Annotated in this window: 17 protein-coding genes and 1 tRNA gene; 13 read left to right on the forward strand and 5 right to left on the reverse strand. The window is 63.3% G+C overall.

What is annotated here, in order from left to right; translation table 11 throughout:
* The first annotated feature begins 166 nt into the window (after nucleotides 1-166).
* Both IC614_RS02465 and IC614_RS02470 read left to right on the forward strand, forming a co-directional pair.
* Entirely contained in the window at nucleotides 167-1,330 is a 1,164-nt protein-coding gene (locus tag IC614_RS02465; protein WP_200972162.1) for an AI-2E family transporter, read from the forward strand.
* Between the two features lie 68 nt (nucleotides 1,331-1,398).
* A tRNA-Asp gene (locus IC614_RS02470) sits at nucleotides 1,399-1,475 on the forward strand.
* A gap of 58 nt (nucleotides 1,476-1,533) precedes the next feature.
* Here IC614_RS02470 and IC614_RS02475 read toward each other — a convergent pair.
* The 4 genes from IC614_RS02475 to IC614_RS02490 form a co-directional block, all read right to left on the reverse strand.
* Nucleotides 1,534-1,752, reverse strand: coding sequence for a DUF2842 domain-containing protein (locus IC614_RS02475; protein ID WP_200972163.1), 219 nt, complete (start codon nucleotides 1,750-1,752; stop codon nucleotides 1,534-1,536).
* Entirely contained in the window at nucleotides 1,749-2,309 is a 561-nt protein-coding gene (locus IC614_RS02480; protein WP_200972164.1) for a 5-formyltetrahydrofolate cyclo-ligase, read from the reverse strand. Before IC614_RS02480 ends, IC614_RS02475 begins: the two co-directional genes overlap by 4 nt.
* 171 nt (nucleotides 2,310-2,480) lie before the next feature.
* Entirely contained in the window at nucleotides 2,481-2,819 is a 339-nt protein-coding gene (locus IC614_RS02485) for a cell division protein ZapA (protein WP_200972165.1), read from the reverse strand.
* 4 nt (nucleotides 2,820-2,823) lie between these two features.
* The gene (locus tag IC614_RS02490; RefSeq protein WP_200972166.1) at nucleotides 2,824-3,027 is read right to left on the reverse strand and encodes a hypothetical protein; all 204 of its coding nucleotides are present in this window, start codon (nucleotides 3,025-3,027) and stop codon (nucleotides 2,824-2,826) included.
* A 263-nt stretch (nucleotides 3,028-3,290) separates the two neighbouring features.
* Between IC614_RS02490 and tkt the strand changes: the two genes are divergently transcribed.
* The 5 genes from tkt to thiE all read left to right on the forward strand — a co-directional run bounded on the left by tkt (nucleotide 3,291) and on the right by thiE (nucleotide 9,212).
* Complete coding sequence (gene tkt / locus IC614_RS02495) at nucleotides 3,291-5,276, forward strand: transketolase (RefSeq protein WP_200972167.1); 1,986 nt, start codon at nucleotides 3,291-3,293, stop codon at nucleotides 5,274-5,276.
* Between the two features lie 10 nt (nucleotides 5,277-5,286).
* Nucleotides 5,287-6,297 (forward strand): type I glyceraldehyde-3-phosphate dehydrogenase, encoded by a 1,011-nt coding sequence (gap, locus tag IC614_RS02500; RefSeq protein WP_200972168.1) that lies wholly within the window; start codon nucleotides 5,287-5,289, stop codon nucleotides 6,295-6,297.
* 106 nt (nucleotides 6,298-6,403) lie between these two features.
* A complete protein-coding gene (locus IC614_RS02505; RefSeq protein ID WP_200972169.1) occupies nucleotides 6,404-7,612 on the forward strand; it encodes a phosphoglycerate kinase in 1,209 nt (402 codons plus the stop codon).
* Between the two features lie 26 nt (nucleotides 7,613-7,638).
* Nucleotides 7,639-8,532 carry a fructose bisphosphate aldolase gene (locus IC614_RS02510; protein WP_200972170.1) on the forward strand — a complete coding sequence of 298 codons (894 nt, stop codon included), beginning with the start codon at nucleotides 7,639-7,641 and terminating at the stop codon, nucleotides 8,530-8,532.
* Nucleotides 8,532-9,212: a thiamine phosphate synthase gene (gene thiE / locus IC614_RS02515; protein WP_200972171.1), complete on the forward strand. Its 681-nt coding sequence runs from the start codon at nucleotides 8,532-8,534 to the stop codon at nucleotides 9,210-9,212. The genes IC614_RS02510 and thiE overlap by 1 nt, the downstream gene beginning before the upstream one ends.
* Before the next feature lie 27 nt (nucleotides 9,213-9,239).
* Here the strand turns inward: thiE and IC614_RS02520 are convergent, their stop codons facing one another.
* Complete coding sequence (locus IC614_RS02520; RefSeq protein ID WP_226372705.1) at nucleotides 9,240-9,980, reverse strand: DUF72 domain-containing protein; 741 nt, start codon at nucleotides 9,978-9,980, stop codon at nucleotides 9,240-9,242.
* Nucleotides 9,981-10,123: 143 nt separating this feature from the next.
* Between IC614_RS02520 and IC614_RS02525 the strand changes: the two genes are divergently transcribed.
* The 6 genes from IC614_RS02525 to IC614_RS02550 all read left to right on the forward strand — a co-directional run bounded on the left by IC614_RS02525 (nucleotide 10,124) and on the right by IC614_RS02550 (nucleotide 13,760).
* Nucleotides 10,124-10,684: a M23 family metallopeptidase gene (locus IC614_RS02525; protein ID WP_404829148.1), complete on the forward strand. Its 561-nt coding sequence runs from the start codon at nucleotides 10,124-10,126 to the stop codon at nucleotides 10,682-10,684.
* Nucleotides 10,685-10,717: 33 nt separating this feature from the next.
* Complete coding sequence (locus tag IC614_RS02530) at nucleotides 10,718-11,104, forward strand: hypothetical protein (RefSeq protein WP_200972172.1); 387 nt, start codon at nucleotides 10,718-10,720, stop codon at nucleotides 11,102-11,104.
* A 76-nt stretch (nucleotides 11,105-11,180) separates the two neighbouring features.
* On the forward strand, nucleotides 11,181-11,744 hold the full coding sequence (gene efp / locus IC614_RS02535; RefSeq protein ID WP_106639434.1) for an elongation factor P: 564 nt from the start codon (nucleotides 11,181-11,183) through the stop codon (nucleotides 11,742-11,744).
* A gap of 92 nt (nucleotides 11,745-11,836) precedes the next feature.
* Nucleotides 11,837-12,637, forward strand: a complete 801-nt coding sequence (locus IC614_RS02540) for an inositol monophosphatase family protein (RefSeq protein WP_200972173.1) — start codon at nucleotides 11,837-11,839, stop codon at nucleotides 12,635-12,637.
* A 200-nt stretch (nucleotides 12,638-12,837) separates the two neighbouring features.
* Nucleotides 12,838-13,215, forward strand: a complete 378-nt coding sequence (gene ndhC, locus IC614_RS02545) for an NADH-quinone oxidoreductase subunit A (RefSeq protein WP_200972174.1) — start codon at nucleotides 12,838-12,840, stop codon at nucleotides 13,213-13,215.
* Entirely contained in the window at nucleotides 13,206-13,760 is a 555-nt protein-coding gene (locus tag IC614_RS02550; protein ID WP_200972175.1) for a NuoB/complex I 20 kDa subunit family protein, read from the forward strand. Before ndhC ends, IC614_RS02550 begins: the two co-directional genes overlap by 10 nt.
* The last annotated feature ends 2 nt before the right edge of the window (nucleotides 13,761-13,762 follow it).

Genomic DNA, 13,762 nt, shown 5'->3' on the forward strand with positions numbered 1-13,762 from the left:
ACTTCGGCCCCCCACGAGCCGTTTCATTGATGTTCAGGATCGATTATGATGGAAAGATGGTTAAAATCAACTTCATTTCAGGAAATGAATAAACTCATATGGTTAATGTCCGTATAGGAGACACTGCTTGCAGTGCGCGAAAACTTAAGGAAGCAGGGGAACCAATTTGAGCAATGAGAAGGGGAGCAAAGCCGCCCAGGATGCCGTAGCGGAAAGCACGGCTGCCGCCTTTCATCGCGACCGTCTGCTGGCCGCCTTGACCTTGATTGCCGGCGTGGGCCTTATCATCGCCATCCCGTTCGCCTTACGGGCGGGCGCCGAATTCTTTCTGCCGGTGACAGCAGCTCTCGTCATCGCCATCGCGCTGGTTCCAATCCTTGAATGGCTGGAGCGGCGGGCGATGCCATCGGCATTGGCGGCTCTGCTGTGCGTCCTCCTCCTCATCGGCATCGCGAATATCGTCGTCGCGGCCATCGTCCTCCCCGCGACCGAATGGGTGCGCCTGCTTCCCGAACGGATCGGGCGGATCCAGCAGACGCTCGCCCCGCTGCTCGACGTCTATGCCAGCCTGGAACGATTCATCGACGATATCGTCCAGCAATTCGGCCGGGGCAGCTCGGGCCGGATGCAGACCGTCGCGGTGGAAACGCCCAACTCCTTCCTGGACCTTATCGCCACTTCCGCGCCTTTCGCGATCATTCAGATGTTCTTCGCATTATTGGTGATTTTCTTTTTCCTGGCCGGATGGACGCGCATGCGGAAGCGCACGATCACCACCCGCACCAGCTTCGGCGGGGCGATGACGACGGCGCGCGTCATCCAGCAAGTGGTGGATTCGACATCCGCCTATATCGGCACAATCACCATGGTGAATATCGCGATGGGCCTGGTCGTGGCGCTGGTCTTGTGGCTCCTCGACATGCCGACCCCGCTCATGTGGGGCGGGATCATCGCGGTCCTCAACTATATTCCCTATCTCGGCCCCATTGCTTCGGCCGCGCTGCTGGCGCTGGGCGGGCTGATGACCTTCGCGGATCCTTTTTACGCGATGCTTCCCGCGTTGAGCTTCGCGCTCATCCATCTTGTCGAGGCCAATCTCATCACCCCTTCCGTCGTGGGACGGCGCCTGACCATCAATCCGCTCCTCATCCTCATCGCCTTGAGCTTTTGGGCCTGGGTGTGGGGAACGACCGGCGCGCTGCTCGCGGTGCCGCTCCTCATCATCATGAAGACGATCCTCGACGCGGCGGGCAAGCCCGACATTGCGGGCTTCCTGTTCGAGGAGGGAACGCTGACCGCGGCCGTGGACGATAATCTGCAGCAAAATTGAAAACTGCGCTTTTGGGTTGTTGACAGCCTTTGGTCCGCCCCTTAGTGCGCCCTCCACCACATACCCACGCGGGTGTAGCTCAGTTGGTTAGAGCGCCGGCCTGTCACGCCGGAGGTCGCGGGTTCGAGCCCCGTCACTCGCGCCATTTTCTCCTTGAAATCAGAAACCTGCCTGCAACATCCGCAGCGATCGCGGCGCTGGCCTCATGTCTTGGGAAGGCGCCAGCGGCCCGTTTCCATCCACAGCAGCAGCGGTTTCAGCGGCAGGATCCAAACGATCCCGGCGATCAGATAATAGATGATGAAGACAACGTCCGGCGCGCCTTGGAGCCATTCCGCGACGCTTGCGACGATGAAGGCCCAGACGGCGATCAGCAGCAGGATCAGGCCGACGCCTGCGGGTTTGCGCCAGGAAGGATTCATCGGCAGTCGATCCATTCTGTCGGGGTGGCGATAGCGTCCAGGGGAATATCCCACGGATCGGGGTCGAGCACTGCCTCGCTAATCTGTATGTCCCAAGCGATGCCGATCGTGCGGACGGAGCCGCCGTCCCGCAAGTGGGACAAGGCGCGGTCGTAATGGCCCTTGCCGTGCCCGATGCGAGTGCCGCGCCGGTCGGCGAACACGAGCGGGACGAGGACGATGTCGGGCGCGAGCGCCGCCGCCTCGGCGGCAGGCTGCAGGACGCCCCACGGCCCGGCCTCGGTTGCGGGAGCCTCCCGGAACATCATGCGTGCGTCCCGATCAAGGAACCAGGGGAGGGCCGCGCGCTGGCCATGGCCGAGGCCGTCCAGAACGGAGTAGGGGCTGATCTCATCCCGCATCGGATGATAGCCCGCAACGATACCGGCGCCGAACAAATGAGGGGCCACGATTTGCGCGAGCTGCGTCTCCAGCGCATTGCGCGTGGCGGGCCATAGCGCCGAGGCATAGCCGTGCCGCTTCAGGAGCGCGTCGTTTCTGATCTCATTCTTTGACAAGGTGACGGGACCGCCATGGCCGTTTGCTGGAATATCCTCTGACGCCTTAACGTCAGGTGGGGGCCATGTACGTCGGGCCAGGGCCCGGGCAGGGACAGCCCCCGAGGATGTTTTTATCGCCTCAGGGATGTTCTCGAAAGCTCGTACCGGGCAGAACCCGTCACGCTCAATCTAGGATGTCGCGGTCTTATCCTCAAGCCTGTCGGCGAGACTTTCCATCCGGACCGCCAGTCGTTCCAACGCTTCGGCGATCGCAGGATCGGGCGCGGCCGGGGGTGGAGGCGGCGGGGCGGGCGGCATTCGCCCGGCGCGCAGCTCCTTGATCTCGTCGGCAAGGAGGAGGGAGGCGAACAGCAATTGCCTTGCCTCGGGCAAAGAGCCCAGGGCCGATCCGGCTTCCTTCGCCTTCTGGTCGACGAGCGCGCCGACCATGCGGATATGCTCTTCCTCGCCGTCGCGGCAGGCGATCTGATATTTGCGGGTCGCGACCTGAATTTCGACGCTCGCCATGGCTTCAGACATCCTGCCCGGCGAGCAGCCGGTCGATCTGCCCAACCGCCTGCTCGACCCGGCCGCGCAGGGTCTGGTGCGCGGCGCGAAGGCGGGTCAGTTCCTCATTGTCATAAGACGGCGCTGGGGTGCGCGCCGAAGCCTGTTCGATCCGGGCGAGGGCTTTTTCGATCCTGCTAAGAGCAGCCGACGTGCGTTCGTCTTGCATGGTTAGCGAGATAGCATGCGCAACCGCCGCTGCAAGAGCCTCTGACTCCCTCCCCCTTGATGGGGGAGGGCTGGGGTGGGGGTGATGTTTCCGGAAGGATTGCGCTCTACGTCGTAGATCACCCCCACCCAGCCTCCCCCATCAAGGGGGAGGGGATTTGCAGCGCCGCGCAAGGTTGACGCCCGCGCGCTCGCGCTTAAAGGAACGCGGAAGCGCGTAACGAGTCTCCCATCGCCCGTCCGGGCCAAGCCCAAGGAAGCCGAATGTCCGCCGAACCGAGATTGCTGGCCAATGCCATTCGCGCGCTCGCCATGGACGCGGTGGAGGCCGCCAATTCGGGCCATCCCGGCATGCCGATGGGGATGGCGGACGTCGCGACGATCCTGTTCACCGAATATCTGAAATACGATCCCGCCGATCCCAAATGGCACGACCGCGACCGCTTCGTGCTGTCGGCGGGCCATGGATCGATGCTGATCTACGCGCTTCTCCATCTCACCGGCTATGAACGGCCAACGATGGAGGATATCCGCAATTTCCGTCAGCTGGGCAGCCCTTGCGCCGGACACCCCGAGAATTTCCTGCTCGACGGGGTCGAGGCGACGACCGGCCCGCTCGGCCAGGGCTTCGCCATGGCGGTCGGCATGGCGATCGCGGAGCGGCACCTGAACGCGGTGTTCGGCGGCGATCTTGTCGATCACCACACCTGGGTCATCGCGGGCGACGGCTGCCTGATGGAGGGCATCAACCACGAAGCCGTGGGCCTTGCCGGGCATTTGAAGCTCGGCCGTCTCAACGTGCTGTGGGACGACAACCGCATCACCATCGACGGATCGACCGATCTGTCTACTTCGGAAGACATCCTCGCCCGTTATGCGGCGAGCGGCTGGCATACGGTGGCGTGCGACGGTCATGATTATGACAGCATCCGCAAAGCCCTCGACGAAGCGAAGGCCGATCCGCGCCCATCGCTCGTCGCCTGCCGGACGATCATCGGTTATGGCGCGCCCAACAAGCAAGGCACGTCCGCGACACACGGCGCGGCGCTCGGCAAGGATGAAGTCGCCGCCGCCCGTCAGCACCTCGTGTGGGACAGCGAGCCATTCGATCTTCCGCAGCCGATTATCGACGGCTGGCGGGAAGCGGGCCGCCGCGGCCAGAAGGCGCACCAGGATTGGCGCGTACGCCTCGCCGCCCATCCGGAGCGGGAGGAATTCGTCCGCCGCATGGAAGGGCGCCTCCCCGAAGGCTTCTCGCTCCGCGATCATATTGCGGGCCTCATCGCCGAACCGCAGAACGTGGCGAGCCGCAAGGCTTCGGAACTGGCGCTGGGCGCGATTAACGATCTGCTGCCCGAAACCATCGGCGGATCGGCGGACCTGACCGGTTCGAACAACACCAAGACGAAGGCGCAAAAGCCTTTGACGGCGGAGGATTATTCCGGCCGCTACATCTATTACGGCATCCGCGAATTCGGCATGGCCGCGGCGATGAACGGCATGGCGCTGCACGGCGGCGTCATTCCCTATGGCGGCACCTTCCTGGTCTTCGCCGATTATTGCCGCCCGGCCATCCGCCTCTCGGCCCTGCAGGAAGTCCGCGCCGTCTATGTGATGACGCATGACAGCATCGGCCTTGGCGAGGACGGGCCCACGCACCAGCCGGTCGAGCATGTGATGAGCCTGCGGATGATCCCCAATCTGGACGTCTTCCGCCCCGCCGACGCGGTCGAGACCGCCGAGTGCTGGGAGCTGGCGCTGAAGCGAAAGGACGGGCCCTCGCTCTTGGCGCTCAGTCGCCAGAACCTTCCACAACTGCGTGACAATGCTCGCGAAAACCTGTCCGCGAAGGGCGCGTACCGTCTTCGTGCCGCCAAGGCCACCCGCAAGGTCATCTTGATCGCGACGGGTTCGGAAGTGGAAGTCGCAGTCCAGGTCGCCGACGCTCTGGAAGGGAAGGGCATCGGCGCCGATATCGTGTCCATGCCCTGCTGGACGCTCTTCGAAGCGCAGGATGCCGCCTACCGCAACGACATTCTGCCCGATGTTTCGCCGAATGAAATCCTGCGCGTGTCGATCGAGGCGGGCACGACGCTCGGCTGGGAACGCTATACGATGGTGCATGGCCTGCGCATCGGTCTTGACCGCTTCGGCGCGTCGGCCCCGGCGGAGGATCTGTTCAAGCGCTTCGGCTTTACCGCCGAGGCCATCGTGCCGCAAATCGAAGCGGCGCTTCAGAAAAGAAACTAGGAGAGTGAAAATGGCGACCAGAGTTGCAATCAACGGTTTCGGGCGGATCGGCCGCCTTGTGGCGCGGGCGATCCTGGAGCGTCCCGATTGCGGCCTTGAGCTGGTCGCGATCAACGATCTCGCCGACGCCAAATCGAACGCCATGCTCTTCAAGCGCGACAGCGTCCACGGTCCCTATCCGGGCGAAGTGAAGGCCGACGGCAACGACATCGTCATCGACGGCAAACGCATCAAGGTGACCGCCGAGCGCGATCCCGCGAACCTGCCGCACGCCGAAAACAACATCGATATCGCCCTCGAATGCACCGGCTTCTTCACCGACCGCGACAGCGCGCAGAAACATCTGAATGCGGGAGCCAAGCGCGTTCTCATCTCCGCTCCGGCCAAAGGCGTGGACCTGACCGTCGTCTATGGGGTCAACCACGATAAATTGACCGCCGATCACACCATCGTCTCCAACGCTTCCTGCACGACCAACTGCCTCGCGCCGGTCGCCAAGGTGCTGAACGACGCCATCGGCATCGAGCGCGGCCTGATGACGACGATCCACGCCTACACCAACGACCAGAAGATCCTCGACCAGATCCACCCCGACATGCGCCGCGCCCGCGCCGCCGCCATGTCGATCATCCCGACCACGACGGGCGCCGCCCGCGCGGTGGGCGAGGTGCTTCCGGAACTGAAGGGCAAGCTCGACGGCTCTGCAGTCCGCGTGCCGACGCCGAACGTCAGCCTCGTCGACCTCACCTTCACCCCGAAGCGCGACACGACGCTGGAAGAGGTGAACGGCGTGCTCAAGGCCGCCTCGGAAAGCGGTCCCCTGAAGGGCATCCTTGCCTATACGGACGAGCCATTGGTCTCCATCGACCTCAACCATGCTCCGGCTTCATCGACGGTCGACAGCCTCGAAACCGCCGTGCTGGAAGGCAAGCTGGTCCGCGTCGTTTCCTGGTACGACAATGAATGGGGCTTCTCGAACCGCATGGTCGACACGGCCGGTGCGATCGCGAGGCTGATCTGATTCCATCCAGCGCCTCTCATTTCGTTCGTCCCGAGCGAAGTCGAGGGGCGCTGGCACGATCAACTCACATACGCCCCTCGACTTCGCTCGGGACGAACGGAAATTGATGATGGCAGCTTTCAAAACTCTCGACGATCTCGGCGACATCAACGGCAAGCGCGCCCTTGTCCGTGTCGACCTCAATGTGCCGATGGCCGATGGCGCCGTCACCGACGACACCCGCATCCGTGCCACGCTGCCGACGGTCACCGAACTCGCGGATCGCGGCGCCATCGTCCTGTTGCTCGCCCATTTCGGGCGGCCGAAGGGCATGCAGCGGCCGGACATGTCGCTGTCACTCGTCACCCGCGCTTATGGTGAAGTGCTCGGCCGTCCGGTCCGTTTCGTCGAGGATTGCCAGGGCAGCCACGCCAAAGACGCCATCGCGACGATGAACCCCGGCGATATCGCGATCCTTGAGAACACCCGCTTTCACGCGGGCGAGGAGAAGAATGATCCCGCGCTCGCCGCCGCCATGGCCGAGCTTGGCGATATCTACGTGAACGACGCCTTTTCCGCTGCGCATCGTGCTCATGCCTCGACCGAAGGGATCGCGCATCTGCTCCCCGCTTATGCCGGACGCGCGATGGAACGGGAGTTAAAGGCGCTGGAAGCCGCTCTCGGCAATCCGGAACGGCCCGTCGCAGCCGTTGTCGGCGGCGCCAAGGTGTCGACCAAGCTCGACGTGCTCCAGAACCTCGTCACCAAGGTCGATCACCTAATCATCGGCGGAGGCATGGCGAACACCTTCCTTGCCGCGCGCGGCGTCGATGTCGGCAAGTCGCTTTGCGAGCATGACCTGAAGGACACCGCGCTTCGCATCCTCGACACCGCCGACCATGCGGGCTGCACCGTGCATCTGCCTTATGATGTTGTCGTCGCGAAAGAGTTCGCGGCCAATCCGCCTTCGCTCCGCATCGCCAATGTCCACGAAGTCGCGGCGGAGGAGATGATCCTCGATGTCGGCCCCGCCGCCGTCGAGGCGCTGGCCGATGCGCTGAAGACCTGCCGCACGCTCGTTTGGAACGGTCCCTTGGGCGCGTTCGAAACGCCGCCCTTCGACGAAGCCACCGTGGCTCTCGCCAGGACGGCGGCGGCGCTGACGGTGAGCGGCTCGCTCGTCTCGGTCGCGGGCGGCGGCGACACCGTGGCTGCCCTCAACCATGCGGGCGTGGCCGACGATTTCACCTTCGTATCCACGGCGGGGGGCGCCTTTCTGGAATGGATGGAAGGCAAGGAGCTGCCGGGCGTGAAGGCTCTGGAAAATCAAGAATAAACAAAATGATCTAAGAGGATGTTCGGATGAATCATGAAGAGATGATGGCCAAGATGGCGCGCGGCAAAGGCTTCATCGCCGCGCTCGACCAGAGCGGCGGTTCAACGCCCAAGGCGCTCAAAGGCTACGGCATCGAGGAAGGCACCTGGTCCAATGACGAAGAGATGTTCGGCCTCATCCACGACATGCGCAGCCGCATCATCACGGCGCCGTCCTTCACCGGAGACAAGGTGATCGGCGCCATCCTGTTCGAGCGCACGATGGACGGCCAGGTCGACGGCAAGCCCACCCCGCAGGCGCTCACCGACAAGGGCGTCGTGCCCTTTATCAAGATCGACAAGGGCCTCGAGGAGGAAGCGAATGGCGTCCAACTCATGAAGCCGATGCCCGGCCTCGATACGCTCCTCGCCCGCGCGAAGGATCTCGGCGTGTTCGGCACCAAGGAACGCTCCGTCATCAACCTCGCCAACCGCGAGGGCATCGCGGCCGTGGTGGCGCAGCAGTTCGATGTGGCGCGGCAAGTGCTCGCGGCTGGCCTCGTCCCGATCATCGAGCCGGAAGTGAACATCAAGAGCGCGGAGCGTGGCGAAGCCGATGCGATCCTGCTCGAAGAGTTGACCAAGGCGCTCGACGCGCTGCCCGGCGACGACAAGGTGATGCTGAAGCTGTCCATTCCCGCAGAGCCGAACCTGTTCAAGCCGCTCGTCGACCATCCCCGTGTCTTGCGCGTCGTGGCTTTGTCCGGCGGTTTTTCGCGCACCGAAGCCTGCCGGGAGCTGGCGAAGAATGACGGCATGATCGCCAGCTTTTCGCGTGCCCTGCTCTCCGACCTCCGCCATCAGATGAGTGATGCGGAATTCGACGGCGCGCTGAGTGAAGCGATCGACGAAATCTACACCGCGTCGAACGACAAGGCATAATGGAAGAAGACGGTCTCACTCTCGATCCCGGCTTCGCCGACCGCTTTGACGGCGGCGGCAAGAGCGATTGCCAGCTTTACCTGGTCTCGCCGCTCGACGTGGGCGGCGACTTTCCGGATCGGCTGCGCGCCGCTTTGCAAGGCGGCCCTGTCGCAGCCTTCCAGTTTCGGGTGAAGGGGGTGGATCAGCATGAGGCGGCGCGGCTCGCCGAACCGCTCCAGCGCATCTGCGCCGAGCATGACGTCGCCTTCATCGTCAATGACGACATGGCACTCGCCAAGCGACTGGGGGCGGACGGCGTGCATCTGGGGCAGGGGGACGGCGATCCGCGTGAAGCGCGGGCGTTGCTTGGTCCCGACGCGCAGATCGGCGTGAGCTGTCACGACAGCCGCCATCTCGCCATGGAAGCCGGGGAGGCGGGTGCGGATTATGTCGCGTTCGGCGCCTTCTTCCCGACGACGACCAAGGAGACGCGGCACCGGCCGGACCCGTCGATCCTGGGGTGGTGGAGCACCTTGTTCGAAATACCCTGCGTGGCGATCGGGGGGATTACGCCGGAAAATGGCAAGGTGCTGGTCGAGGCGGGTGCGGATTTCCTCGCCGTCTGCGGGGGTGTTTGGAACCATTCGGAAGGGCCGGGCGCGGCAGTGGCGGCGTTTCGGAGGACTTTGGAGCGGTAAGCCGCTAAGCCTTGCCCATGGGAAGGGCTATCTCGTCGCCTGCCGGACCATCGCCTTCAGCGTCTGCGCGTCGTGAATGGCGTGGGCGTCGATGTCGTTGTTGAAATAGGCCCAGACGTCGCGGCCTTGCCGTGCCTGCTCCGCCATCCAGCCGCTCCAGTCGAGCAATCCCTCGTCGGAATAGCGGCCCCAATATTTTCCTTCGCCGCCGTGGAAGCGGACATAGGCGATGTTGCCCGACAACCAGCGCAGCGTGGCGGAGCCGGGCATGTCGTGAATGCAGAAGGCAGCGCCATAGCGGTCGAGCAATGCCAACACTTCTCCAATCAGCCAAGTTTTCTCGCGGAATTCGAAAACGTGGGTGAGATCTGACGGCAGCAGCTTCAGGAAGCTCTCCAGCCTTTCGAGGTTGATCTTCAGGCTCGGCGGCAGCTGGTAGAGGATGGGGCCTAGTGTCGAGCCCAATTCCCGCACCGGGGCGATCATGCGTTGAAGCGGCTCCGCGCACTCTTTCATTTTCTTGGCCTGGGTGATGTAGCGGTTCGCCTTCACCGCATAGCAAAAGCCTTCGGGCGCCTGATCCCGCCATTTGGCGAAGGTTTCCGCCGGCGGCAGGCGATAGAAGCTGTTGTTGATTTCCACCGTGTCGAAATGTTCGGCATAGAAAGCGAACCAATTCCTGGCGGCCATCTTCTCCGGATAAAAGAGACCGCGCCAATGTTTGTAGTTCCAGCCCGAACAGCCGATCCGGATCCTGCCTTGCGCCATGGATCGCGAACGGCGGGCGATGGAAAGAAGTTGCAAGCGGCGCGTTGTTTCGCTGGAACAACGACAGGACAGACGCATTGGGAAAAGCGGCTCTGATAACGTCCAACATCGTCACGGCCTTGATCGTAGGCGCCGGTACCAGCCTGTTTTGGATCGGTGCCTATGGCAATGGCGCGCGCACCCTCGAGCCTGCGGGCGCTGTGGTGGAGAAGGACAAGCCGGCGGTTGCCGTGGCGGAAGGGCTGATCGTCGGCCCAGCCGGTCTCGCCATTCCCGTGGCCGGGGTGAAGCCCGAGCAGTTGATCGACACCTTCACGCAAGCCCGGGCGGGCGGAAGCCGGATCCACGATGCCATCGATATCATGGCTCCGCGCGGAACGCCGGTGCTGGCGGCGGCGCCGGGAACGGTGGAAAAGCTGTTCTTCAGCGAAGGCGGAGGGGGGGTGACGGCTTATGTCCGCTCCCCGGACAAGCTCTGGACCTATTATTACGCCCATCTCGACCGCTACGCGCCGGGGCTGGAAGAGGGGAAGGCCGTTCAGCGCGGCACGCCGATCGGCACGGTCGGTTCCACCGGCAATGCATCGCCGGAAGGGCCGCACCTCCATTTCGCCATCAACCGGATGCAGCCGGGCGAGAGTTGGCACGAGGGCAGCCCGATCAACCCTTATCCGCTGCTTGCCGGGCGAAACGCATTTCGCTAGCGGTGCAGGCGGTTTGAAAAAGGGGGAAATGGCATGGGCTCGAACTCTCGCGTATCGCAAATTCTGCTGGCCATTGCCGCTTCAATAGTCGGCCTTGTCGCGATTCTTCATGGATCCGCTCTTGGCACGATCCGCGACGGCCTGACCAATGTGCAGCCTGAAATCCTTGCCAACGTGAACGTCGTCTGGCTTGCGGTCACTGGCGACCTGCTCCTCGTGGCTTTGCTTTGGTTCGTGTGCCTGTTTGCGCGCGTTCCGGCGTGGCCGACCGTGTTTATAACGGCGCTCATTCCGTTGTCGCAGGCGGTAAATCTTGCCCTGAATATTGCGCCCGCTTTTCCCCCGGCTCTATTACTGGGATTGGCAAGCGCGCTCGCCATAACCGCTGCGCTCAGGATGAGGACGGGGGTGCGGCATTAACCCGCGACTGCTTGCCGGAACCCAGACCAGCCGCTAAAGGCCCGTTCCGGCTCTTTCTCCAACCTGTGAGACGCATATGAAGATCAGCGGCGTGGACATTCGTCCCGGCAACATCATCGAATATGAAGGCGGCATCTGGCGCGCGGTCAAGATTCAGCACACGCAGCCGGGCAAGGGCGGCGCCTATATGCAGGTGGAGCTCAAGAACCTGCGCGACGGCCGCAAAAACAATGTCCGCTTCCGTTCGGCCGAAACGGTGGAGCGCGTCCGCCTCGATACCAAGGATTTCCAATTCTTGTATCCCGAAGGCGACATGCTCGTGTTCATGGACAAGGAAACTTACGAACAAACCACGCTCCCCCGCGACCTGCTGGGCGATGCCGCGGCCTTCCTGCAGGACGGCATGGACGTGATGATGGAGCTTTACGACGAAGAAGCGATCAGCGTGCAGCTGCCCGACACGATCGAGGCGACGATCGTCGAGGCGGACGCTGTGGTGAAGGGGCAGACGGCATCTTCCTCCTATAAGCCCGCGATCCTCGACAATGGCGTCCGCGTCATGGTGCCGCCGCACATCGGCAGCGGAACCCGGATCGTCGTCGACGTTTACGAACAAACCTACGTCCGCAGGGCGGATTAAGTCCGAAGATGTGAATCGTTCGTCCCGAGCGAAGTCGAGGGGCGGCTGCGCAGTCGCATCTCGACTTCGCTCGATACGAACGGAGAAATTAGTTGGTTAGCCATTCAGGATTGATCACCGTCATGCAGCGCGCCGCGCGCAAGGCCGCGCCGCGCCTGCGCCGCGACTTCGGCGAGGTGGAACTGCTTCAGGTCAGCCGCAAAGGCCCGGCGGACTTCGTGTCCATGGCCGACAAGCGCGCCGAGCAGACGATCGTCGAGGAATTGCGCCACGCCCGTCCCGACTGGGGTCTGCTGCTGGAAGAAGGCGGCGTGATCGAGGGCGATCCGTCGAAGCCGCGCTGGATCGTCGATCCACTCGACGGAACCTCGAACTTCCTCCACGGCATCCCGCACTTCGCCATCTCCATCGCGGTGGAAGAGCCGCGCACCGGCATTACGCAAGGCCTCATCTATCAGCCGCTGACCGATGAGAGCTTCTGGGCGGAAAAGGGCAGGGGGGCCTGGCTCCAGGACCGCCGCCTGCGCGTCTCCGCCCGGCGCGACCTCGCCGATGCGCTGATCGCAACCGGTATCCCCTTCTTCGGTCATGGCGATCTCGGTCGCTGGTCGGCGATCCTTCAGGCGGTCGCGCCGGAAGTCGCGGGCACCCGCCGCTTCGGTTCCGCCGCGCTCGACCTCGCCTGGGTCGCTGCCGGCCGTTACGACGGCTTCTGGGAAGAGGGGCTGAAGCCCTGGGATACCGCGGCCGGCATCCTGATGGTGCGCGAAGCGGGCGGCTTCGTCACCGATTTCAAGGGCGCCGACCGCGCGCAGGAAACGGGACAGGTACTGGCGGCCAACGACCAGCTTCATTCGAAGCTGCATAAACTGGTCGCAGGCGCGCTCCGCTAACCGCCACGTCATTCCGGCGAAAGCCGGAATCTCACTGCCTTCTGTGTTGAAATTAAAAGAGATTCCGGCTTTTGCCGGAATGACGCTAGAGGGTGTGTTGACCACATCCTTATTGCGATTCACTCTCATTGTTCCATGCCCTTGCCTCTCGGCGGGCGGAGTCCTAGAAGCCGCCTCAACTTCAGCCTCGGAGAGTCTCGATGGCGCCCTACGCCGCCGAATATCTGCCCATTCTTTTGTTCCTCGGCGTTGCCTTGGCGCTGTCGGCGGCGTTCGTGGTCTTGCCGATGATCGCATCGCGCTTCACCGGGGCCAGCAATCCCTATGCGGACAAGCTCGCCGAATATGAGTGCGGCTTCCCGGCCTTCGAGGACAGCCGCTCGCAATTCGACGTGCGTTTCTACCTCGTCGCCATTCTGTTCATCATCTTCGACCTCGAAGCGGCCTTCCTCTTTCCGTGGGCGGTATCGCTTGGCGCGATCGGCATTGCCGGCTGGGCCGCGATGATGATTTTCCTCGCCGAACTGACGCTCGGCTATATCTATGCCTGGAAGAAAGGAGCGCTCGAATGGGAGTGATCCTCGGCCCGCGGAACGAAAATCCGCTTCTCTCGGACCTGCAGCAGCCGGATCCGGCCTTTTTCCACGACATCCAGAATGAGGTGTCGGACAAGGGTTTTCTCGTCACCTCGACCGAAGACCTGTTCCAGTGGGCGCGCACCGGTTCGCTCTGGTGGATGACCTTCGGCCTCGCCTGCTGCGCGGTCGAGATGATCCATGTGAACATGCCGCGCTACGACCTTGAGCGGTTCGGAGTCGCGCCGCGCGCCTCGCCGCGCCAGTCGGACGTGATGATTGTCGCGGGCACGCTGTGCAACAAGATGGCCCCGGCGCTGCGCCGCGTCTACGACCAGATGTCGGAGCCGCGCTACGTCATCTCGATGGGCAGCTGCGCCAATGGCGGCGGCTATTATCACTATAGCTACAGCGTCGTGCGCGGCTGCGACCGGATCGTCCCCGTGGACATCTATGTCCCCGGCTGCCCGCCGACCGCCGAGGCGCTTCTTTACGGCATCATGCAGCTGCAGCGGAAAATCCGCCGCGCCGGCACGATCGAGCGTTAAGC

The organism is Sphingosinicella flava, assembly GCF_016025255.1.
Classification (GTDB): Bacteria; Pseudomonadota; Alphaproteobacteria; order Sphingomonadales; family Sphingomonadaceae; genus Allosphingosinicella; species Allosphingosinicella flava.